Genomic DNA, 21,387 nt, shown 5'->3' on the forward strand with positions numbered 1-21,387 from the left:
CGCCAGTTAGGGCTGCTCATCTCTTAGAGGTGAGAATACGATATGTCGTAAATAAAACTACCACTCAGCACAAACTCCGCGAGCGCTCCCAATTACTGATTGACGACCAGACGAAATGCCCTGCCGGCTAACGGCGTTTATTTGATCCGTTCCAGCTCTTCACCACGCTGATGTATCCATCTCGTTCGTTCCCTAGGCGAGGTGAGTGCCGGACATGAAGACGATGGTTCCGAAGAAGTGACTCCCACCGGGAGGAATCTCGTTGAGGTCACGTCAGAGATCCTCGAACTGCTCTCTCTCACGGGTACTACCTCTGGTACGAAGGGATCTTTGGCCGTTCATTTTGACCGAATAGGTCACCCATTTCTTTCCGGTGGATTTGTTCCGCTATCTGTAGAATATGTTGTCGTGGAAGGGCGACTGACATAAGAACTCAGATGGACGGATCTCGGAAGTGTGGATGGGTGGCGACCTGCCGATGGAGAGTGTACACTTATAGGTCTCCCCCATATTTTCATCTACATACTGAATTATGTCTGAGCAATCCGGGTCATCGCAGGATCGGCACGAGCGGACGGAACTTCCGATTGAGCGGGGGTTCCCGATAGAATTGATTAACGATATTGGTGAGAAGGAAAGTCGGGCTAAGCAGTGGTATAGACCGGTCTATACGATGCATAAGTGGTGGGCTCGAAGACTGGGATGCGTATTCCGAGCTGTTTCCTTATACTCATTGCTCGATGACAGATCACAAATAGAGGTAATGGATCCTGATCAAGAAAATCAAACACTAGGAGAATTCTCTAGTTCAGTAGATGATATTAATTCATTAATAGATTCTGTATCTATTGATTCCCCGCATGAACTCTGGAAAATGTATACAAAAGATGTTACTATAGAGGATAAACGCGTATTAGACCCTTTCATGGGAGGTGGAACCTCTCTTGTTGAGGCTTCGAGGTTTGGGGCTGATGTGGTAGGTAATGATCTTAATCCCGTAGCTTGGTTCACTACAAAGAAAGAATTAGAGGCTGGACAGGCCGATGTGAAAAATCTACAAGATAAATTCAATTCTGTTCGTGAATCGGTGAAAGATGAGATATTCCAGTACTACCGAACTTCTTGTCCTACTGGTGATCATCAAGCTGATGTAATGTACTATATGTGGGCCAAAGAATTAGACTGCGTCTCCTGTGGCGAACCTGTTCCCTTATTCAACGATTTCAGGGTCGGAAAAGGGAGATATGAAGAGAAAGGCAAATACCATGTATACTGTCCCGAATGTGATTCTGTCATTCTGGTGGATGATTGGCGAGAAGAATGTACTTGTGAATGTGGATATAAATTCACGCCCGAAGAGGGGACCGTTTCTGATGGGAAATACTCTTGTAGATCCTGCGGGCAGCGTTACGGAATAGTTGACCGGATTCAGGAACGCGGCGATTTTGACAAGCGTCTCTATGCTGTTGAATACTACTGTCCAACTTGTGATGAAGAAGATCAAGAGCAGAGTGATATCAAATCATACAAAACCGCTACCAAACGGGACTACGAATTGTTTGAGGATGCGAAGGAAGAATGGCAGAAACGTGATGATTTGGATGACTACATTCCACAGGGTGATATTCCTGTAGGCATTAAGACCGATAGCTCTGCCTTTGAAGGTGGTATTGGTGGTGGGTTCAATGTCCTCAAGAAAGGGTATACTGAGTGGCAGGATATGTATAATGACCGTCAGCTACTCTGTCTAAGTTTATTATTGAAAGAAATTGATCAAGTTGAGGACAAAGATGCTCGTGAGTTTCTCCTGTTGGCCTTCTCTGAATCGTTGAATTACAACAATATGATGGTTGGTTATAATGCTGGGCGGAATCACTCCGTCAACTTATTTAATACAAATTCTTTTGATCCTCCACACAAACCTGTTGAGGGAAATCTGTGGGGGACAGAATACGGAATTGGGACGTTTGAATCCACTTGGGAGATGGTCATCCGCGGTTGCGAATATGCTCGGTCTCCCACTGAGAGATATATAAAATATCCCAACACCTCTGGCAAGCCAGATTTCCTAACTGATTCAACATTAGACAAGCCAGACACCGTAGAAACAGGCGAATTCAGCACGCCTGTTGGTGAGAATTTCTCACTCCGGTGTGGTGATATGAGGGATCTTGATTGTGATGAGAAATTTGATGCAGTTATTACTGATCCGCCGTATTACGATAATGTAATTTACTCGGAATTATCCAATTACTTTTATGTATGGCAAAAAATAGTACTCGATGACGAATATGAGGAATTCGAACCGGAACTTACTGATGGGAGTGCCAGTATCGTAGCAAATCCTGCGCAGAATAAAGGGGCGAAAGAATTTGAATCTGAAATTAAGCAAGGATTCTCTACAATAAAGCACCTTCTAAAAGATGACGGTGTCTTGACTTTCACGTACCATCATAGCGACTCTGAATCGTGGGGGGAGTTGTTAGAAGCCCTTTGTGACGTCGGATTCGAGGTAACCGCAACATATCCGATTAGTGCCGACCAATTGAAGTTTGGTAATAACGTGATTGGAAAGGCGGTTTCTTTTGATATTCTTGTGGTAGCACGTCCGACTGAAGAAACGACCCCTATAAGTTGGACTGCTCTGCGACGGGACATTTATCGGACTGCTCGTCTGACGAGACAAAAACTCGAAACGAATCGAGGACTTTCTCAGGGTGATATCGGTGTTATGGAAATGGGAGAATGTTTCCGAGAGTATTCGAAACATCACGGGAAGGTTCAGCGCCAGGGAGAGTTGATGTCTGCAAAAGAAGTGGTACAGAAGATATACGGGATAATTCAAGATGCGAGTGATGTTGGTGTGGAAGATGTGTTCATTGATTTACTTGATACTCCTTCACCGACATATGACGATGTGAATAAACTTTGTAGAGGTACCAACGCAAAACCGGAAGAACTCAAGCAGCTGTCCCTGTATAATACCGATGAAGGCTTTGAACTCGGCACGTGGGACAACGAGAAGCGTCAAGCGTACATTCAGGAGCGAATCAACGGTAACGGCGACGAACACCTCTCGAACCTCGATAAACTCCAGTTCCTCCGCTACCGCTACGAGAAGGGACAGGCTGTCCAGAACTACGTGGACAAGTGGGGGGTCGATGACGACCTCCGCGAACTCGCCGGGCGGCTCGCCGACGTGACCGGTGACGAGACCTACACACGCGTGCTCGGCGATCGGGATATCACGAGTTACTGAACTCCTCGACCCACGAGAATTCACGGATCATTCACGAGGGTTCCTCATTTTCCATGCGGTCCCGGTCTCGGACGCCATCGATACAAGGATAAATCCAAAACATCCCCGACGGTAGCAGGATGTATGTCTGATGATTCCCACCAAGATCGGATGCAACGATTTGAGGAGATCGCGCTCTCAGTCCGAAACAGGGACGCAGGGCGGTGCCGCCGTTGTGAGGAATCAGAAGGAGAGGTGCGACTAAGCGTCCATCATCTTGTTCCAGATTCCCGTGTGCCTGACAGCTACGATGCGCACCTTCCGGTGAACTTGGTTTCGTTATGTCGATCGTGCCACTCTGAACTTGAGTCTCGATCTCTAGACTCCCAACTCCGCATCCTTGATCTCGCGGATCGAGAGGAACTGATGCTTTCGGAGGCGGAGCGAAACGCGTTGAATACGCGACTAACCGAAGTTGGTCCGGATGAACTCACAGTGAAAGGCATCTCGAAGGTTGAGTCCATGGAGTTCCTCGAACAGGATTTCACTGACGACGATTCACAACGAGGACTCTCCGAATTCTGAACGAGACGCTACAGAATCTGGTCTACATTCAATGTGGTGGAGCATATCATGAGCAGCTCCGATTCAGCTCAACCGATGAATGACGGAACGATACGTTCTGATAAATACAGAGAGAATCGGGAGTAGTTCCTCGGAAGGGATTCTTATGTGTTCTCTGTGAATTGCGGGACTAGATGGTCGAACAATTATCGGCTAATCTGATGGAAGCGTTCATCTATGGTCTCATAGGAGCTTCAATCAGTGGCCTGATTTTCGAGAGCGGTGATCGATACACGAAGACAGCGTGGTCCGGGAATCAGTTTGCGGGGAAGATCGAAGCTCTCCCGTTCTTCCTTACCACGTTCTTTCTCGGGCTGTTCATCAAGTATGGCGAAGGCCTAATCGGAGCTGAAGTCTCAGCTATTACTCAGAACTTCGTCGCCGGGCAGCGAATTGGTCTCATCCTAATCGCCGGCATGATCGCGTTCAATGCCTCGATCGACAATTTCCGATACGCGGATCCGAAATCACTGATGGTGATGGGAGTGGGAGGACTACTGTTCTTCCGACCAGACCTGATCTATATCGTGGTGTGATCCATCTCAATTAGGATTGCCGGATGATCGGGAGACAGCATCCCGTTTTTTATCCTGTGAAACTGTGAATCAACTAATGGCTGGCCCTGGACGCATCCCCGGACGCTACAATCTCGTCATCGAAGATGCGTACGATACCTTCGATCACCGGATGCCGATCGAGGAGTTCATAGAGCGCCTTCGGAACGACGACGTCCCTTCGGAAGTCTCCGTAGTTGGACTCGAAGGAGCGCTCTCCGACGACGATCTTCGTGCCGAACTCACGGACGCGATGGATCGACGTGCGAATGACTTGGAGTACCAGAACCCGACGGTTCAGTTCGTCGTCGAGGGATCGTTCCATCGGCAGGGGAAAACGTACGACCTCCGCTACGACGATGAACTTCACTCCCTACAGAACGTGTTCGGGCCACAGCTGGAACGGAAAGAGGGCGGAGACTGGCTCGTCTCGCCCTTTTGAAACCTACAGGAGCTTCAACGGCCCCTCTTTCTCGACTTCCCCGGTGTCGCGCTTGAGGAAATATAGGTCGATCCAGTCTCGGCCACCTTCTTCGTAGAATACGGGGAGGCAGGTCCACGTGTACTCGTTACGCCTTCCACACCGAGTCTCGATTTGGTCTCGCGTCCAGCCTCCTTCCTGCTCCAGATGGTACCGGTTCCGAACGTTGTACGAGTACTCGTCCGCGGCGGCCTTCACGACCTTGAGCGAGAAGTCCTGAGGGTTCTGGAAGGCGAAGGGACCGTTCACGTCAGCGGCTTCGCTCAGGTCACTCTCGTCCACCCCATCCAGACAGAGTTCGTTCTCCGCGATGGCGCGGAAGGGCTCAAGCTCGGGATGTATCTCTTCGAGAACACTGTGGAGATACTCGTGGACGACCTCGTCGTACTTTTCCAAGGAGAAGTCGCCCGTGGGGGAGACAATCTCCAGCTCCGCCCCCGTCTGTGTCACGCGTCGGCGTCGCGGTTCGAGCAACGGACAGAGGAATGCGAGCCTGTCGGCGTGAAGGAGGTAGGCATAGCTGAACAGCCGCGACCGTGACGGCGACTCTTTGACCGGATCGTGTCCTTCCGCGTAGTATTTCGAGTCGAGGACGGCGATCGTATCCTCACCCTCCTGTAGCGCGTGGTCGGGCTCGTGGTAGATCTGGTTCTCTCCCTCAAACGGATTGACCGATGGCGACCGAGCGGGTGTGACGTTGGCGACCGAGTCGAAGTGGTCGTACGATTTGATGTAATTGAGCTCGCGCTCGATCACCACCTGGGAGTACTGTTCGAACAGCGACTCCATGTTCAGCACGTAGTCCACGACCAGCTCTCGAGGACCATCCTTGAGCTGCTGGCCGAGCGAAGACGACAACACCGCCTTTGCGACGTCGAACGCCTTTCGGTAGTACTGCCGTTGCTTTGGCAGGTCACCAAGGGTGATGCGTCGAAACTCGTCGATACGGCTCAGTCCGCTGTCAACGCCCATTCCCTCCAGTCGTTCGACTTCCCGGTGGACTTCCGAGAAGATGCGGTCGTACCCGGGGTGCTCGTACTCCGACGCGTTTTGTCGGAACAGCCGGAGCAGCGTCTTCCCTGCGTAGTGGAGCAGTGAGTTCGCGGCGTTGTCGTACTCCGTCTCGTTCCGGATCCAGTTCGGTTCGATGGTTCCCCGGGCGTGATTCAGGAGGGTCTGTTCGACATCGATCTCTCCCCGCCCTTCGAGGCTGTTGGTCCGTCGGAGAATCAAATCTCGGATGTACCCGTTGCGCTGGATCGTCTCGAGTCCTTCCAAGTAGTTAATCGCCATCACGACCAGCACATCGTCAAGTTCGATGTCGTCTGAGAGGAAGTCCTGAAGCGGGATCCCGTGGTAGTCGATCGACCGGTTCTGGTCGTACACCGCAAGGAGCATGTCGAAGATCGGCCCCCAGTCGATCTTCGGAGAGATCGTCACCTTCGACGACGGAGTGAGACTGACTGCCCCGACGATATCAGTCGCAGAGACGTGAATGACATTCCCATCGTCGCCCTCTACAGTCACCGTGATGACGTCGTACTGCTGATCGGAGTCGAGAGCATCCTGGCGCTTCGTGAACACGCCTGGACTCTCCTGTGTGAAGGATGCGCGACGAAGCTGATCAGTGATGGACGACGGACAACCCTCTATCCGGATCTCTCCCCGTTCGGGGACATCGAACGTATCCCGCCCGTACTGATAGACTTCGTCGATACTGCTCATTACTCGTAGGAACCCATCTGGCGACGCTCCTGTTCGAGCTCACGTTCGGCGAGCTCAGCCGCCGGGGAGAGGTCGAATTCCTCGAACTCGTCGTTCAGCGCCCGATAGTGTTCTGCGATGCGCTCCACCTGCGGGAACGCCGCGGAGTTCAACAGTCGGGGGACGATGTAGGTCCGGAACGCTTGTCCGACGGAATCGGTCTGATCGTACTCGTACTCCCCGTCGTCTCGGCAGGCGACGCCGACGAAGACGGCGACGTCGCGGTAGTGCATCGGACCGAACCGCATGATTGCCCCCTGTGCCGTGGACTCGTTGCCGTGGTTGATCCCTTCGTAGTCCCGTTCGAAGAGACGTAGCAGCTCCGTGTCGTCGATGTCAGTCTGTCCGGTGATGTGCGTGTCGAGCCAGTCTTTGAACAGCTGCCGCCGTTTGTCCTCCTCGTACTCGTCCAGCTCGATCATGGCGAACCGGCGAGTAATTGCGTTGTCGAGCTCGTTCACCGTCCGATCCGACATGTTCATCGTACAGATGAGGTTTACCCGCTCGTCGAGCTCGATGGTCTCCCCTTCATCTGTCTCGAAGATCGTCTGGTGTGGGTTCTCGATCGCAGTGTAGAGCGGCCCGAAGATCTTCGAGATATCGGCCCGAGTGATCTCGTCTAAGATAACCCCGTATTCGACATCGAATCGGCGAGCGCGCTGGACTCCTTCTGAGACACATCCAAGTTTGGTCCGATAACTGAGCGATTCCCCGGTGTAGTCAGGACTGATCCCACCGATGATATCCGAAGGCGTCCACGAGGGCGTCGCGGTATGGAGAGAGTATCCGATACCTGTTTCTCGGGCTAGCTGCTTCGCAAACGTCGTCTTCCCGGTTCCGGTCGGCCCGTAGAGTACGACAGGCTTCCCCGCTTCGAGCGCGACTTTAGCGTTCCGCATGACATCTTCGGGGACAAGGATATCCTTGGGGGTCTCGTCTCCACGGAGACTTACGAGACGCTTCAGTCGATCCGAAGCGAGGCGTGATTCTAGAACTGCCTGTCGAACGCTACCAAGACCACGCTTGCCGTCATGAGCGATATCAAGTTGTTGATCGTCAATGAGGTATTCGAGAACATCTTCGCTTGCGGCATTCCCGATCGCTTCCACAACGTCGGCTTCTACACGCCGAAGAATATTGATCTCCTCTTCAGCCTCCTCCAGCGTATACGTGTCGTCCGACGAATTACTCATCTTTATCAAAAGGTCGGCGAGTGACTATAAATCTCCCTGACTAGTTATTCTGACGCGATTACGTTCAATGGAGTAAATTTTCATTGAAAACTTGGTAGGTTACTTAACACAGGGTTGAACCACTCCAACGCTAGGCGAAAGACAATAGACAATAATGGCTGGTTGACATACGACTATGGTGCGTTCCCGAGAGGATATTTATCCGTGTGATGGACCAAGCCAAGGTATGTGCGAATCGGCGTCTCCACGCGCCTCTGTCTCGCTATCTGAGCCGACTGACATTCCTACAGTCCTGAGTCGGGCTGGAATCGATTACGTCAGTGTTCATGACCAGCGACTCCTAGCTATCTATCGCACCGGCATCTTCAATGTGGTAACTGAGCCGGAGTCGGTATCGAATGTACACACACTCCAGATCGAATGCTGGGAAGCACCACTTCCGTCTCGTGACGATGAGAGGTCACCACAGGAGATTCTCGAGGACTTTGTGGCCGTGTTTGATGGTGGCGATAAATCCTGAAGTGGCCTATGGGTACTTCGATCAAAACGACGGTAATCCGCTGAAAGCGCTAGAAACAAGTCATCTGACACAAGTTAAAACAACACGCGATTTATGGAACTTTCTGATACGCTCCATACACTGTATACTGCGACTGTTGAGCAAGAGGGCGGAACCTACCAGATTACCGTGCCAGAACGTGAGATAGCAACCGGGACACTCACTGAGGGTGAAACATACCGTGTTGCGCTCATTTCGACGTCGGCGTCGGATACCGAAGCCACGGACACGACTGAGATCACTCAGTCAGCTGAATACGCTGATCACCAGCAACAATACGACGGACCGCCTGTTGAGGAAGGTGAACAGCGAGACGTTGAAATCGAGAATCTCGGTGACCAAGGTGACGGGATCGCGAAAGTCGAGCACGGCTACGTCGTGATCGTTCCCGAAACGAGTGTTGGAGACCGCGTCACCGTCGAGATGCAACAGGTGCGCGAAAACGTTGCGTTCGCGGATGTCGTCGATCGCAACCCGCGCCGGGAATTCTAGACCTGCTGATTGGACACGGAAGGATAGTATTGTAATTTTCTGTCGAAATACACTATCGTCCCTATCCAACCCCTACAAGTGTATTCTATGGGGGGGTATTACACTTATTCGATTCTGTTGAAGTACTTAGAACCTGATAGACAGACCGTACTCTATTCAGGTCATTCGAAAAGGCCCTCATTGCTCTGTTAAAATCCTCAATCGGTGATGTGTTCTTGGAGACGTGCTGAATACAGAGCGCATATCTTGGATTGGGAGAACATGATGAGAGAGCCGGTCACTCGTCGAGTTCAGGTTCATCAAATGAGTTCAACATCGAGTCGTCATCCGCTTCCTCAAACAGTTCCTCCAACGATTCACACAGCAGGTTGACCACAGTCGTGGCTATATCACGGAGTTCCTCTTTATTCTCCCGTTCAGCGACGTACCACCACTCATGAGCGACCGTGTTCCTCCAACCAGCCATGTCCAAGAGGATGTCCCGCTCACGTTGGTCAACCACGCCGAGCAGATGAGCCAGTTGAATTCTGTTACGGTGACCAAGATTTGCGATGAATCTCTCTTCAGCACCGTAGAGTTCTCGCTCATTCATCCCCTCAAGCTTATCGACGATATTCACAGTCAGCAGCCTCTCGTAGAACGTGCTTTGCCGGATAACCGCCGACGCATAGTGGCCATCCTCAATTAGAGACTGCTGTTCTTCCGCTTCTCGGCCAAGAAGATAGGCAGAAGAGTACTCCTCTTCTCCGGCTGCACCGGCTAGTAGAATTATGATGCTGTCTACAAGCTCCTGCCGGTCCTCTTTTGAGAAATCGAGGTCGATGTCATCTAATGTTGCCATTCCATCGCATACACCTAGTTCTCCCCAGTAAAGACATTCTATTGAATCTTCAGAGGATCAGAGGTGAGAGGAGGAAGGTTGTAATTCTTTACTGGAACTCGGTGTCGATGCCCGAGGTACGCTTCCGAGCGAACTGGATCGCCCAGATCACGCCAAGAACAGCAGTAGCGTACATGGCCGTGATGTCACCTGAATATGATTCCCGGCTTCGAGAGCCGAGTACTGGTGAGATCAAGTCGTTCATGGACGCTACAGCTATCTCGGGTACCTCTGTATACTGAACTCTGACGAGAAGTAGGACCTCGATGGACCAGACCAACGTTTCGCGTATGAGTCTTCACTGAGTAGAGGAATCGTTCGCAGAAACATACTCCAGTCTATTCTACTTGAGTAGGTATGGAACTGGTTTGTCATGCTGACTACAGCCTCTGTATCTCGCACGGTGATCCCCGATAGCGCGTAGCGAGCGCGTGGTCGGCGCGTCAGAGAACGCCGACATGCGCGGGCCATCGGAGGCCGACCCCTACGAGGTCGACGTGGACGAGCGGCGGGTCGTCTCAGCGTACTGCTGTACGTGCGGGAAGACGGCGGGGCTGCTCTTAGAGGTCGGCGACGACTCGCCGTGGGAACACGACGAGAAGCACGCGAGCCATATGGTCGACTACTGGATGGAAATGTCAGCGTAGACAAGACACTGTAGGAAGCCGCGCCGGAGTAGCATCCGCTCTTAACCTTTTATTTAAGAGGCTTTTTGTACAATCTTGCTTAGAGCGACTCCAACATCGTCTCTCGTTTGTATATGTAGAGCTTCTGAGAGGGGACTTTGTGAACTAGTTCTCAAGACCAATTCAAATGTTACATATTCATTGGTTTCAGTGGTGCTCTCCATATCACTGTGATTGCTTAATGCGTGTGAGAATACAAGTATACCCGGAACAATCAATATAGCTCCGATTACGAACCCGATAGCGGAACTAAGGGCGGCTATCCATCCAATGCCTCCCAATATCAGGACTGCGGAAATTGCGAATACACCACTTGCGTCAGTCCCGGTCGTTTCCGTTCTTGTTTCTACATTTTTGCTCGACTCTACTGACTCAATATGTTCTAACCCAATATCCATAAAGTGGCCTTCCCCTTGAGAAAGAATCAGTCTGTCGTCTGTTATAATGAAATCAGCGTAGTAGCTATTTTCGCTTTTCTTTACTTTCCCATACCATTCTAGTCTTGAAATTTCATCTTCAAGAAGAAGATCCTCATTGCTGGTATCTGTAGGGACCTGTTCTTTTGACACATTATCTTACCTCTCGTGTTCATATATAGGACTGGTGTCTGGCAGATATCGCAGATGAACAGCGGTACACAACCTAGCGAAGTATTGTTACTGTTTTCAAGTAAGGAAGCTATCTCATTATCTCTACCCCCGCGAGTTTTTTTTTGACCGGCCGCCGTGACTCCGGTATGTCCAATACCAGAACTTCAACAAAGCAACCTATCCGATGTGTGGGGACAGCACGACCGAGGTCGAGATCGATTGCAATGCCCGGAGTGACGCCCGACTGTGCGGGCGGTAGTGGTGATCATTGCGTATGAGTATTGGCGGTGAACGTGGATTATGAATTCGCAACAGGCTGTCATAGCTGCGGAAGCACGAGAAGAAATAGCCTTTTGGCCGCTTGCTGCGGGGGGCTACCTTTATGTACAAACTGAATCGCTGCTTGTTTTCACTATAATTCTTTTAACAATAGTTCCCGCTGCTGGATCATATCTAGCTTTGAAACAGCTACGCGAAATCGTTACTTCTCGGCTAAACCAATCAACAGGCTGGAACCGAACGAATCCTAGAGAGGATTCCGACCAAATAGAGAGGATTGTAGATGAACTTGAGGATGCTGGCCTCAAATCAAGTACGTTGCTCTTCGGCTTGAACGGGATTTTTGGGATAGTTCTTTACGTTAAGTTATCACATCGAATCTTCGTGGCTGGTAGTCCAGATCTAATAGCTATGGGATTATTTCTCATTCCATTGGTTCCGATAGGTGTAGCAGTCACACCATTATTCAGATAACAGGTTACAGATGCCGAATGTATCCGGCTCAGTGACGTATTGATGTGCGAACGACCGGATAGTTGGCGTACAGAATACGGGGGTTATCTGAACACCACAATTAGAACTAACTTCAGGCCTAACTATAGGCCTATACAGAGATGGCGAAAACAAGAGTCAGTCAGGGTGCCAACGGACAGTACAAAGTAACGGTTCCGAAGGGCCTCGCCGAGGCGATGGATCTTGACGGGAAACGGCTCGACTGGAAGGTCAAATCAGGAAGCTCGCTGGAGGTGACGGTAGTCGATGAGTGAGGCGCTCGCGTGGATCCGGAAATCAAAGGGAGAGGAATTGGATGTCGGCCTCGAAGAGCAGCGGGAGCTGGTTCGAGCACTTGCCGACGATATCGTCGACGACGTGGAGGTCCTCGACCTCGGTGTTCACACTGGATTCTCGACGATGACGCGCGACGATCCGGCAGGGCTACTTGACCAGAACGACCGTGTTCAGGATCGTGTATCCGAGCTCGAAGCGGGTAGGTACACGCATCTCGTCGCGTGGGATGATCGTCGGATCTGCCGCGACGGGTACTTCTCGGTGATACAGTACGCGGCTAAGCAAGGCGACGCCGAGATCGTCTACGTCGGCGATGTCAACGAGGACGATCTCACGTTTGATCTGAAGCGGCGCATCGAGCGCGATACCAAAGAGGAGGAGATTGAGAAGTCACGACGAGCGATCGAGCGTCGGAAAGAGCAGGGATACGATCACGGTCGCCCGCGATTCGGGATGGCCTACGACGATTCTGGAGAATATCAGGTACCTGGTGAGGAATTTGATACGGTTTTAGAGATATTTCGGCTCGACAACTCCGGGAAGAGCCGACGTGAAATAGCTGATGAGGTCAGCGTCGCTATTTCAACGGTTCAAAACGTCATCCAGCGGCGCGAGTGGTATATCAAGCGCAAACAGATGGCTGAGACGTAGTCTATTTGTGTAGGGTCCTGTGAGAACAGGCATAAGATCAGGGAGTCAGGTTTATAAATTGCGCATCAGCGAGGTCTAGCGAGGTCGTCTAATCAATATTCTTCACTCGTTTCTCAAGAGTCGTCCGATACCCCTTGTCCTTCCAGAATTCTTGGGCAGGAACATTGTTAGATTCGACGGCAAGAGTAATTTGATCAGCATCAACCTCATTCTTGCCCAATTTTCAACACGCTCCACAAGTTGACTACCGTATCCTTGATCTCTATGTGGTTCTGATATGTACAGAGCCTCAATGTAGACAATCACATCTGATACGAATAAGTCATTCCCGTCAGTTCGCCTCGCAGCTATAAATCCTTCTGTAGAGTCGTCAAAGCAAGCAAATAGAACATTGTTGTCACCTTGTTTTCATTCGTTTAGCGTACTCCGAATAACAGAGCGGTAGCCATCGTCTATCGATTTTATTGTCAAATATTGATCCAGCTCCTCAATCATCTCAGTCCAAAGTCTACGAACATCCTCGATACTGTCTCCTGGTTCAATTTCTATGATATCCATATGATGTTCTAACCACTACTGCCTAATTAACAACACTCGTAGATTATCCCCAATAGTAATATAATTTGATGAAAAATAGTTTCTATCGGACAAAGCAACTGCCATAGTAAGCCCATTTCGAGCGAATTCGCCTCATCAATGAGAGCGCCAACTTCGTCGTTTTCATCAGGCTGACTGAGGCAGACTCACTTCCCGACTCTCTCGTCGTAGTCGGCAGGTCGCGTAGTAATACTAACTGGTTATCACTACGGAAACCACCCAAGACCGCACTCATAGAGATATCTTAGAGGATCGATCACGGCTGGTAATTAGGCGAGTACTGGATGAAGCTACTCAAGACGAGTGATCGTCTCATTGCCTGATTCCTCTACCTCAATTAGCCCGTCATCATCTAAATCTGAAAGCAGATCTTGAAGCCATTCCTGTCCGTAATCGCCGTCTGGTGTATAGTCCACGCGAATTTTGTGTCCAAGGGTATCGAGACTCATCTCGTCGTGGTTACTGAGAACCCGAACAATACGACCACGGAACTGCCGCCGACTTCCTTCGAAACTCGGCTGTGTGGGCACATCGGGCGCGGTGAAGTCGCCAGTCTGGTAAGCATGACACCACTCGCGCCATGGACAACCCGCTTCGTCACAGCGGGGCTTCTTCCCACAGGCGACACCACCAAGTTCCATGATTGCGTTGTTCCAGACGCGGGATTCTCCGGGCGGCATAAGAGCGCTCGCAACGGTTTCGTAGTCTGGTTCATCAGCATCATGTATCTCCGAAAATGCCCGATACAGCACCCGCTTCACGTTGGTATCGACGACGGCGTCGCCGTTGTTGAACGCGAACGACGCCACCGCGTTGGCGGTGTAGGGTCCGACGCCCATCAGCTCGCTCAGTCCGTCTGGGTCCTCGGGAAACGTCCCGTCGTGGTCGTCCTCGACCTGTCCGGCCGCCTCGTGGAGGTACTTCGCGCGGTTGTTGTACCCCAGCGAGTGGTCGGACCAGAAGGCGACCACGTCGGCTCGATCGGCGGCGGCTAGGTCGGCGGTCGTCGGCCACTCGTCGAGGAAGTCCTCCCACGCGGGGACGACCCGGTCGAGCTGGGTCTGCTGGCTCATCACCTCGCTGACGAGGATCTCGTAAGGGTCCTCTGTGTGGCGCCACGGGAACGCGCGGTGGTCGGCCTCGTACCAGTCGACGAGCGCGTCGCGGACCGCGTCGCGGTCGGCGGGGAGCTCCGGCGCGTCCTCGGGACCACCCTCGCCGCTAGCGCCTCCGCCCTCGCTGCCGCCGCTCTCGCCCTCGGCGCGGTCGCCCGCACCGTCCGAGTCGGTCATATCCCCGGTCCGGGCGGCGGCGGTTTATCGGTGCTGGTCCCCGTCGGTGCGGGCCGGCGCCATCGTCCGCGGGTCGCGGTCGGGGCCGGGGTACTCCCCGCCGACCGCGTCCGGATACAGCTTCGCCGGGTCGAACACCGTCGCGAACGCGCGCGACTCCCGGACGCTCACGGGGAGTCTGTCGCGTAGCCCGGCCGCTGCCCCCGGCCCGGTCAGCGAGGGGTCGAGGCTTATCACCTGCATCGCGCCGCCGCGGTAGGCGGACGCCAGCGCGGGATGATCGCCCGAGGGCTGCGTGACCGGTTCGCGCCACGCCTCGACCGCGTCGCGCCAGTCTGCCGCTAGCTCCGGCTCCGCGAGGGACGCGATCACCGCCTCGGCGTCGTCGAGGAGTGGGTCGCTGGCGACGAGCGTCGTCCACGCGTGCGACCGGAGCGCGTCGAGCGCCTCACGGGCGTCGCCGCCGAGGAGGAGATCAGCCGCGAGCGCGTCCGCACCGGCGACGACGCGGGCTGGGCTGGGATCGAGGGGGTCGGTCACCTCGTTCCCCTCACCGCCGGAGTCGCCGTCGCCCCCGGAATCGCCACCGTTCCCGTCCGCCGTCGAGCGCACGGCGTCGAGCGCTCGTCGCACGTCCGCCTCGTCGAGGTCGCCGCCGAGCGCGGCCGCGCGCTCGAACAGGTCGCCGAAGGTCATGCCCGCCGGTCGTCGCCGCGGGCGTATCGTCCTTGCGGCCGGACGGAGAGGCCGAACGTTATTGGCCGCCGCGTCGAAGTCCGCCGCGTGACCGATCGCTCCTCCGACGATCCGACCGTTGCCGTCCCGCAGGTCCCGGTCGAGGACCTCGCTGTCGACGCGAACGCGGACCGACTTCGAGATCGGGCCGCCGACCTGCCGAGCGGCGTCGACCTCGCCGTGTTTCCCGAGTACGCGCTCACGGGGTTCGTGGCCGACGAACGGCTCCGGGAGGCCGCGCTGTCCCGGGACGTGGCGCGCGCACGGCTCGAATCCGTCGCCGAGACCGCCGGCTCGGCCGTGGTCGCGGGGTACGCCGAACGAGACGGCGACGCCGTATACAACGCGACCGCGTACGTCCCGCCGGGAGGGTCCTCCGAGGACGGCGGCGGAGAGTTCTCCGCCTACCGCAAGCGACACCTGTGGGACGACGAGGCGGAGTGGGTCGAGCCCGGCGGCGACCGCGTGATCGTCGAGACGCCCGCCGGACCGACCGGACTGCTGACCTGCTACGACCTCAACTTCGTCGCGGAGAGCGCGTGGTTCGCTGAGCGCGCGGTCGACGCCCTCGTCGTCGTCGGCGCGTGGCCCGCCGACCACGTCGCGAACTGGCGGCTCCTCGTCCGAGCGCGCGCGCTCGACGGGGTCAGGTGGACCGTCGGCGCGGGGCGCACGGGAACCGCGGGCGGCGCGCGTCCGGCGGAGGCGGCGACCTACGCGGGCAACTCTCTCGTCGTCCGCCCCGACGGCGCGGTCGCCGCCGAGCTCGGCCGGGAACCGGCGACGCTGACCGCGACCCTCGACCGAGACACGCTCTCCGCGCAGCGCGATCTGGTGGGGGCTGTCGACGACATCTGAAACTATTCTTTCCAGTTTCGAAAAAGTAGTTTTCTCAGTAGGAACTATTAAGTAGGTCGCGCGCGTATGTATAGTTGAAATGAGCACCCAGAAGCAGTCACGTCAGCGATACGGCGACGTTCACGAGAGCGAAGCGCTCCGCGTCCCCGAGGAGAAGGCAGAACAGCTCGTCGACGCGCTCAACAGCGACCTCGCGGCGACGTACGTCCTCTACCACCAGGTCAAGAAGCACCACTGGCTCGTCGAGGGCGCCGAGTTCCTCGGCATCCACGAGTACCTCGGCGAAGTCGCGGAGGACCTCGAAGAGGGCGCCGACGTCCTCGCGGAGCGCGCGCAGGCGCTCGGCGGCGTGCCGCTCTCGGGCGGCGCGAACTACGAGGAGCACGCACCGGTGACCCCCGAGGACGCCGACGCCTACGACATCCGGACGTCGCTGGAGCACGACCTCGAGATGTTCGGCGACATCACCGAGCAGCTCCGCGAGCACATCCAGCTCGCCAACAACCTCGGCGACTACAACACCGAAGAGCAGCTCCGTGACATCCTCGAAGACGTCGAGGAACACGGCCACCACCTCGAGCACTACCTCGAAGACGACACGCTCGTCACGAGCGAGACGCTCGAGTAGACCGGCCCCGGCGGACTGCTTCCGGCACGTCCCGACGTTCGATTTTCCGCTTTTTCGCGATACGTAGCGGCCGCGCAGTCGACCGCGTCACCGATTGTACTTCCGATCGCCTCGCCGATCAGTCGAGGTCCGGGGCCCGCTCGCCCGCGGGGACGACGACCTCCAGCCAGTTCTCTTCCGGCGGCAGCGGACAGGAGAACGTCTCGGTGTACGCGCAGAAGGGGTTGTACGCGAGGTTAAAATCGATCGTGACCGCGTCGCCGTCGGCGAGCTCGCGCTCGGGTGCCAGCTCCATGTACCGACCCTGGTGGTACGTCTGCTGGCCGGTCGTCTTGTCGCGGAAGGGGACGAAGACGGCGCCGTCGTCGCCCTCCTGGCGGTAGCCCGCGAGCGTGTGCTCCGTCCCGTTAATCTCGAGCGCGAAGGTGACGATCCGGAGGTACCGGACCGGGTTGCTCGCGGTCGTCTCCATCTCGACCGGATCGGGGCCGTCGTGGACGGTGACGGTCGCCTCGACGCGGTAGTCCGGGTTCGGGGGAAAGTAGTCGAGCCCGTCGAACTCGTCCCGGTGTTCCGGGGGGATCGGCGACTGCGGGTGGTCGTCGAAGAACTCGTCCTTCTCCCGGCGGTTCGCGCGGAGCCGCTCGGCGTAGTCCTCGCTCATGCCCGGTCCGACGAGCGCCGGCGGTTTCAGGCTCGCGGTTCCGGCGCCGGTGTCTCTACCGCCGAAGCGGTCGCGACGCCGTCACAGCGCTTGGAGGTCGGCCAGACAGTCGTCGAGGTCGCGGTTCGACGTGGCCAACGACACGCCGTCGACCCGGGCGAGGTCGGCGGCGTGGTCCCAGAGGTCGCCGTCCTCGATCCCGTGGAGCACGACGGCGTTCGGCGTCGGGCTCACGACCCGCAGCGCGACGAGCGGCGACTCGCCGCGCGTCACCCGGGTGAACACGAGCGCGCGGTTCGTCGACTGGCCGTACAGCCGGTAGAACTCCTCGCTGGAGAGCCGCGTGATCGCCTGGATCGAGTCGATGACGGTGTGGCCGTTCACGTGGTCGTGGTCGCCGCGGACGACCTCCGTCGCGCCCATCGCGTCGTAGAAGTCCGCCAGGGGGACCGCCGTCGAGTACTCGCGGAGGTCGTGGACGATGTCGCTCTCGAACCCGGCCGAGAGCACCCGAGCGTGCTGTCGGAGGCGGCCGCCGCCGCGGCGCTCGTCGATGTCGAGGAGTCCTTCGACGGTCCGCCGGACGACGCCGATCCCGGGGCTCTCGCGCCGGCCGCTCTCGTAGTCGGAGACGACCGACGAGGAGACGCCGAGCTGGTCGGCCAGCTCCGTCTGCGAGACGTCGAAGTCGGTCCGCCACTTCCGGAGCGTCGCGCCCGGGTCGTCGCTCAGCGTTATCTCGCCGGCGATCCGGCGGGAGAGCTCCTCGCGTGCGTCGCTCATGGCCTGAACGGACGACCGAACGCCGCAAAAGGGTACCGTTCGTCGCGCGTCGAAACCGACCGGAGCCCGGCCTGGTCGAGGACGCGGCCGCGGCTCACTCTAAGTACAGCGAGTAGACGATGACCGCGAACCCGATCGCCGTGAGGAGGCCGTCGACGGCGATGCCGACCGCGAGGTCGGCGCCGATAATCTGGTGGGAGACGCCGCCCAACAGTGCCCCGACGGTGACGATGCCGAAGCCGACGCCGAGTTCGCGCAGCGACCGGTCGCCGGTCCGGTCGTACGCGCGGAGCGCGTAGTAGGTGATACTGCCACCGAGCACTAGGATGGCGGTCTTTGCGACGATGATCGTCAGGTCGATGTAGGGAGTCATGTTTCCTCTCGTAGCTCCGACCACAGGTCGGCCAGTCGCTCGTCTCGGGTCCGCTCCGGCCGAGAGAACTCCACGTCGAACTCGCGGCTGCCCGCGTCGCCCTCGTCGCCGTCGCCGACCGAGACGGTGACGGCGTCGAACGACACCGAGTACCGCGTCGTGTGCTGTCCGTCCCGCCGGATGTCGGTCGACTCCGACAGCAGGGAGGCGTCGGTGAGCATCTCCAGTTTCCGGTAGGTCGTCGACAGGGGGATGTCGCACTCCTCGGAGAGTTCGCTCGCGGTCTTCGGCTCGGTGAGCGCCGCGACGATCCGACGGGCCGCGTCGTCGGCCAGCGCGTCGAGCACCTCGTCGACCGACGGCGGCTCCGGCTCTCGCGACGGGTCCCGCACCATGCGTGACGGTTCGGCCCCCGGGACTTAAACCATTGAATTTCCGCCGAGGCGGCGGGGCTCGCGGCCGCCACTCCTCCCTCTTTTGTGTGGCGCCGCCGTACGGCGATACCATGGACACGTGGAAGCGTCGAGTCGGCGGGTACATCGCGTTCGTGGCCGTCGTGCTCGTCTCCACCACCGTTTCCTACCGGTGGGGGATGCGGGTGTACGAGAACGACCCGCGCACCCTGATCGAGTCGTTCCAATTCGCGATCGAGATGTTCACGACGACCGGGTTCGGTGGCGACGCCTCGTCGTGGCAGACCCAGGAGATGCACGCGTTCATCGCCGTGATGGACCTGGTCGGCATGGTGCTTCTCATCGGGGCGCTGCCGGTCGTCGCCACGCCGCTCCTCGAGTCCGCGTTCTCGACGACCGTCCCCCGGTCGCTGGACGCGGACCTGAGCGGCCACGTCGTGGTCGCCTCCGACACCACGCGCTCCGACGCGCTCCTGGACGAGTTCGACTCGGAGGGGGTCACCTACGTCGTCGTCGAACCCGACCCGGACCGGGCGCTGGCGCTGTACGAGGCGGGTCACATGGTGATCCGCGCCGACCCGGAGACGACGGCGGGGCTCGAGAGCGCCCGCCTCGGCGACGCCCGCGCCCTCGTCACCGACCTCTCGGACCGGGTCGACGCGAGCATTGTCCTCGCCGCGAAGGAACTCTCGACCGACGTCCGCGCGATAAGCGTCGTCGAGGACCCGAGCCGAGAGCGGTACCACCGGCTCGCCGGCGCCGACGAGGTGCTCTCCCCGCGGTCGCTGCTCGGCGAGAGTCTCGCCTCGAAGGTGACGACGGCGGTGCGGACCGACCTCGACGAGGCGGTCGCGGTCGGCGACCTGCGGATCGCGGAGGTGTCGATCCACCACGGGAGCGGCCTCGCCGGATCGACGCTCGCCGGGAGTCGGATCGGCGAGCGCACCGGCGTCGACGTGATCGGTGCGTGGTTCAACGGCGCGTTCGAGGCGGCGCCGCCGCCGGACGCGACGCTGTCTGCGGGGACAGTTCTGCTCGTCTCCGGGACCGAGGGACAGGTGGAGCGGCTCGTGGACCTGACGAACTCGGCAGCCCGCCGGTTCGGCGCGGGCGAGACGGTCGTCATCGGACACGGGCAGGTCGGGAAGACCGTCGCGAACGCGCTCGAATCGGCCGACCTGCCGGTGACGGTCGTCGACCGCGACGGCGCCGAGGCGATCGACGTGGTCGGGGACGCGACGGAGCCGGACACGCTGCGGGACGCCGGCGTCGCGGACGCGCGGACGGTCGTCCTCGCGCTCCCCGACGACACGACGGCCGAGTTCGCGACGCTCGTGGTGCGCGACCTGGCGCCGAACGTGGAGCTGCTCGCGCGGGTCGAGGACGCCGAGAGCGTGCCGAAGATGCACCGCGCCGGGGCCGACTACGTGCTCTCGCTCTCGACGGTGACCGGGCGGATGTCGGCGTCGGCCGTGCTCGCGGACCGGGACGTGCTCTCGCTGGACACCCACGTCGAGGTCGTCAGGACCGAGGCGTCCGCGCTGGTCGGCCGGACGGTCGGACAGGCCGCCGTCCGCGAGACCACCGGCTGTACCGTCATCGCGATCGAGCGGGGCGACGAGCTCGTCACCGACGTGGGCCCGGAGACGCGGGTCGAGCGGGGCGACGAGCTCGTCGTCGTCGGCACCGACGAGGGAGTCCGCGCGTTCGAGCGCGCGTTCGCGTAGAGCCGGGTCGGTTCGCCCGCTCGGCTCGCGGCGCTGACTCGGCCCGCGCCGCGGATTCGAGCGGGCTCGCGCCGCTGCTCCCGCTCGCGCCGCCGGTCTCGGCGCGACGAGTCGAACGGTTCAAGTATTCGCTGGCTGTTCGTATCCGTATGAAAGACCAGGGACGCTCCACGCGCAAGCGGACCGGCGGCCGACTCAAGCACGCCTCGAACAAGAAGCGCCACCAGCTCGGCCGCGAGCCCGCCGAGACGACCGTCGGCGAGACCCGACTCCAGTACATCGACTCCCGCGGCACGGAGAAGAAGGTCCGCGCCCTCTCGACGAACGTCGCGCAGGTCGCCGACGACGGCGAGGTCAGCGAGGCCGAGATCGAGAACGTCGTCGACAACCCCGCGAACGTCAACTACGCCCGCCGGAACATCGTCACGAAGGGCGCCGTCATCGAGACATCCGCCGGCCGCGCACGCGTCACCTCCCGCCCCGGCCAGACCGGCCAGGTCAACGCGGTCCTGCTCGACTGATACTCACGGACATAAA

24 protein-coding genes and 2 pseudogenes are annotated in these 21,387 nt (G+C 57.6%); 14 read left to right on the plus strand and 12 right to left on the minus strand.

Translation table 11 applies throughout. The annotated features are described in order from the left end of the window. The first annotated feature begins 532 nt into the window (after positions 1–532). The 5 genes and pseudogenes from Z052_RS00935 (at position 533) to Z052_RS00950 (ending at position 4,858) form a co-directional block, all read left to right on the plus strand. Positions 533–3,259: a DUF1156 domain-containing protein gene (locus Z052_RS00935; RefSeq protein ID WP_099288552.1), complete on the plus strand. Its 2,727-nt coding sequence runs from the start codon at positions 533–535 to the stop codon at positions 3,257–3,259. Between the two features lie 150 nt (positions 3,260–3,409). Then, a pseudogene (locus Z052_RS21325) lies at positions 3,410–3,598 on the plus strand (HNH endonuclease); the annotation flags it as partial. A 66-nt stretch (positions 3,599–3,664) separates the two neighbouring features. After that, positions 3,665–3,823: a hypothetical protein gene (locus Z052_RS20810; protein WP_241897867.1), complete on the plus strand. Its 159-nt coding sequence runs from the start codon at positions 3,665–3,667 to the stop codon at positions 3,821–3,823. A 173-nt stretch (positions 3,824–3,996) separates the two neighbouring features. Beyond that, on the plus strand, positions 3,997–4,398 hold the full coding sequence (locus Z052_RS00945) for a hypothetical protein (protein WP_241897868.1): 402 nt from the start codon (positions 3,997–3,999) through the stop codon (positions 4,396–4,398). A 76-nt stretch (positions 4,399–4,474) separates the two neighbouring features. Continuing rightward, a complete protein-coding gene (locus Z052_RS00950; protein WP_099288556.1) occupies positions 4,475–4,858 on the plus strand; it encodes a hypothetical protein in 384 nt (127 codons plus the stop codon). 3 nt (positions 4,859–4,861) lie between these two features. Here Z052_RS00950 and Z052_RS00955 read toward each other — a convergent pair whose 3' ends face one another. Both Z052_RS00955 and Z052_RS00960 read right to left on the minus strand, forming a co-directional pair. Then, positions 4,862–6,622: a restriction endonuclease gene (locus Z052_RS00955; protein ID WP_099288558.1), complete on the minus strand. Its 1,761-nt coding sequence runs from the start codon at positions 6,620–6,622 to the stop codon at positions 4,862–4,864. Continuing rightward, positions 6,622–7,854, minus strand: a complete 1,233-nt coding sequence (locus Z052_RS00960; protein ID WP_099288560.1) for an AAA family ATPase — start codon at positions 7,852–7,854, stop codon at positions 6,622–6,624. The genes Z052_RS00955 and Z052_RS00960 overlap by 1 nt, the downstream gene beginning before the upstream one ends. Positions 7,855–8,467: 613 nt before the next feature. Between Z052_RS00960 and Z052_RS00965 the strand changes: the two genes are divergently transcribed. After that, positions 8,468–8,905: a TRAM domain-containing protein gene (locus Z052_RS00965; RefSeq protein ID WP_099288562.1), complete on the plus strand. Its 438-nt coding sequence runs from the start codon at positions 8,468–8,470 to the stop codon at positions 8,903–8,905. A gap of 277 nt (positions 8,906–9,182) precedes the next feature. Here the strand turns inward: Z052_RS00965 and Z052_RS00970 are convergent, their stop codons facing one another. Then, on the minus strand, positions 9,183–9,746 hold the full coding sequence (locus tag Z052_RS00970) for a hypothetical protein (protein WP_099288563.1): 564 nt from the start codon (positions 9,744–9,746) through the stop codon (positions 9,183–9,185). An 88-nt stretch (positions 9,747–9,834) separates the two neighbouring features. Then, positions 9,835–9,990 carry a hypothetical protein gene (locus Z052_RS20705; protein ID WP_206746940.1) on the minus strand — a complete coding sequence of 52 codons (156 nt, stop codon included), beginning with the start codon at positions 9,988–9,990 and terminating at the stop codon, positions 9,835–9,837. 226 nt (positions 9,991–10,216) lie between these two features. Here Z052_RS20705 and Z052_RS00980 point away from each other — a divergent pair, with 226 nt between their 5' ends. Further along, positions 10,217–10,432 (plus strand): hypothetical protein, encoded by a 216-nt coding sequence (locus Z052_RS00980; protein WP_321166865.1) that lies wholly within the window; start codon positions 10,217–10,219, stop codon positions 10,430–10,432. 53 nt (positions 10,433–10,485) lie between these two features. Here Z052_RS00980 and Z052_RS19570 read toward each other — a convergent pair whose 3' ends face one another. Next, positions 10,486–11,040 carry a hypothetical protein gene (locus Z052_RS19570; protein ID WP_144049949.1) on the minus strand — a complete coding sequence of 185 codons (555 nt, stop codon included), beginning with the start codon at positions 11,038–11,040 and terminating at the stop codon, positions 10,486–10,488. A 321-nt stretch (positions 11,041–11,361) separates the two neighbouring features. Here Z052_RS19570 and Z052_RS19575 point away from each other — a divergent pair, with 321 nt between their 5' ends. From Z052_RS19575 to Z052_RS00985, 3 genes are all read left to right on the plus strand, one after another. Continuing rightward, entirely contained in the window at positions 11,362–11,814 is a 453-nt protein-coding gene (locus Z052_RS19575) for a hypothetical protein (protein ID WP_144049950.1), read from the plus strand. A 140-nt stretch (positions 11,815–11,954) separates the two neighbouring features. Continuing rightward, complete coding sequence (locus tag Z052_RS20370; RefSeq protein WP_007998983.1) at positions 11,955–12,107, plus strand: hypothetical protein; 153 nt, start codon at positions 11,955–11,957, stop codon at positions 12,105–12,107. Beyond that, complete coding sequence (locus Z052_RS00985; protein WP_099288566.1) at positions 12,100–12,780, plus strand: recombinase family protein; 681 nt, start codon at positions 12,100–12,102, stop codon at positions 12,778–12,780. The genes Z052_RS20370 and Z052_RS00985 overlap by 8 nt, the downstream gene beginning before the upstream one ends. Before the next feature lie 102 nt (positions 12,781–12,882). Here the strand turns inward: Z052_RS00985 and Z052_RS21330 are convergent. The 3 genes and pseudogenes from Z052_RS21330 to Z052_RS01000 all read right to left on the minus strand — a co-directional run. After that, positions 12,883–13,158 (minus strand): annotated as a pseudogene (locus Z052_RS21330) (GNAT family N-acetyltransferase); the annotation flags it as partial. 509 nt (positions 13,159–13,667) lie between these two features. Continuing rightward, positions 13,668–14,669, minus strand: a complete 1,002-nt coding sequence (locus tag Z052_RS00995) for an A/G-specific adenine glycosylase (RefSeq protein ID WP_099288568.1) — start codon at positions 14,667–14,669, stop codon at positions 13,668–13,670. Between the two features lie 24 nt (positions 14,670–14,693). Continuing rightward, a complete protein-coding gene (locus Z052_RS01000; protein WP_094495498.1) occupies positions 14,694–15,365 on the minus strand; it encodes a hypothetical protein in 672 nt (223 codons plus the stop codon). A gap of 87 nt (positions 15,366–15,452) precedes the next feature. On the opposite strand from Z052_RS01000, the gene Z052_RS01005 reads away from it, so the two are divergent. Both Z052_RS01005 and dpsA read left to right on the plus strand, forming a co-directional pair. Further along, positions 15,453–16,262, plus strand: a complete 810-nt coding sequence (locus Z052_RS01005) for a carbon-nitrogen hydrolase family protein (RefSeq protein WP_089308183.1) — start codon at positions 15,453–15,455, stop codon at positions 16,260–16,262. A 79-nt stretch (positions 16,263–16,341) separates the two neighbouring features. Further along, positions 16,342–16,890: a DNA starvation/stationary phase protection protein DpsA gene (gene dpsA, locus Z052_RS01010; RefSeq protein ID WP_086215623.1), complete on the plus strand. Its 549-nt coding sequence runs from the start codon at positions 16,342–16,344 to the stop codon at positions 16,888–16,890. Positions 16,891–17,008: 118 nt separating this feature from the next. Here dpsA and Z052_RS01015 read toward each other — a convergent pair whose 3' ends face one another. The 4 genes from Z052_RS01015 to Z052_RS01030 form a co-directional block, all read right to left on the minus strand. Further along, on the minus strand, positions 17,009–17,554 hold the full coding sequence (locus Z052_RS01015; RefSeq protein WP_094521080.1) for a DUF1684 domain-containing protein: 546 nt from the start codon (positions 17,552–17,554) through the stop codon (positions 17,009–17,011). A gap of 81 nt (positions 17,555–17,635) precedes the next feature. Next, entirely contained in the window at positions 17,636–18,337 is a 702-nt protein-coding gene (locus Z052_RS01020; protein ID WP_049931690.1) for a helix-turn-helix domain-containing protein, read from the minus strand. A 94-nt stretch (positions 18,338–18,431) separates the two neighbouring features. After that, complete coding sequence (locus tag Z052_RS01025) at positions 18,432–18,710, minus strand: hypothetical protein (protein WP_049931688.1); 279 nt, start codon at positions 18,708–18,710, stop codon at positions 18,432–18,434. Next, positions 18,707–19,105, minus strand: coding sequence for a helix-turn-helix domain-containing protein (locus Z052_RS01030; RefSeq protein ID WP_049931686.1), 399 nt, complete (start codon positions 19,103–19,105; stop codon positions 18,707–18,709). Before Z052_RS01030 ends, Z052_RS01025 begins: the two co-directional genes overlap by 4 nt. Positions 19,106–19,215: 110 nt before the next feature. On the opposite strand from Z052_RS01030, the gene Z052_RS01035 reads away from it, so the two are divergent. Then, positions 19,216–20,850 carry a TrkA family potassium uptake protein gene (locus tag Z052_RS01035; RefSeq protein ID WP_049931685.1) on the plus strand — a complete coding sequence of 545 codons (1,635 nt, stop codon included), beginning with the start codon at positions 19,216–19,218 and terminating at the stop codon, positions 20,848–20,850. Positions 20,851–20,999: 149 nt separating this feature from the next. Next, the gene (locus Z052_RS01040) at positions 21,000–21,371 is read left to right on the plus strand and encodes a 30S ribosomal protein S8e (protein ID WP_049931684.1); all 372 of its coding nucleotides are present in this window, start codon (positions 21,000–21,002) and stop codon (positions 21,369–21,371) included. Positions 21,372–21,387 lie beyond the last annotated feature (16 nt).

The sequence above is a fragment of the Halorubrum sp. C191 genome, assembly GCF_002727095.1.
Lineage (GTDB): Archaea > Halobacteriota > Halobacteria > Halobacteriales > Haloferacaceae > Halorubrum > Halorubrum ezzemoulense.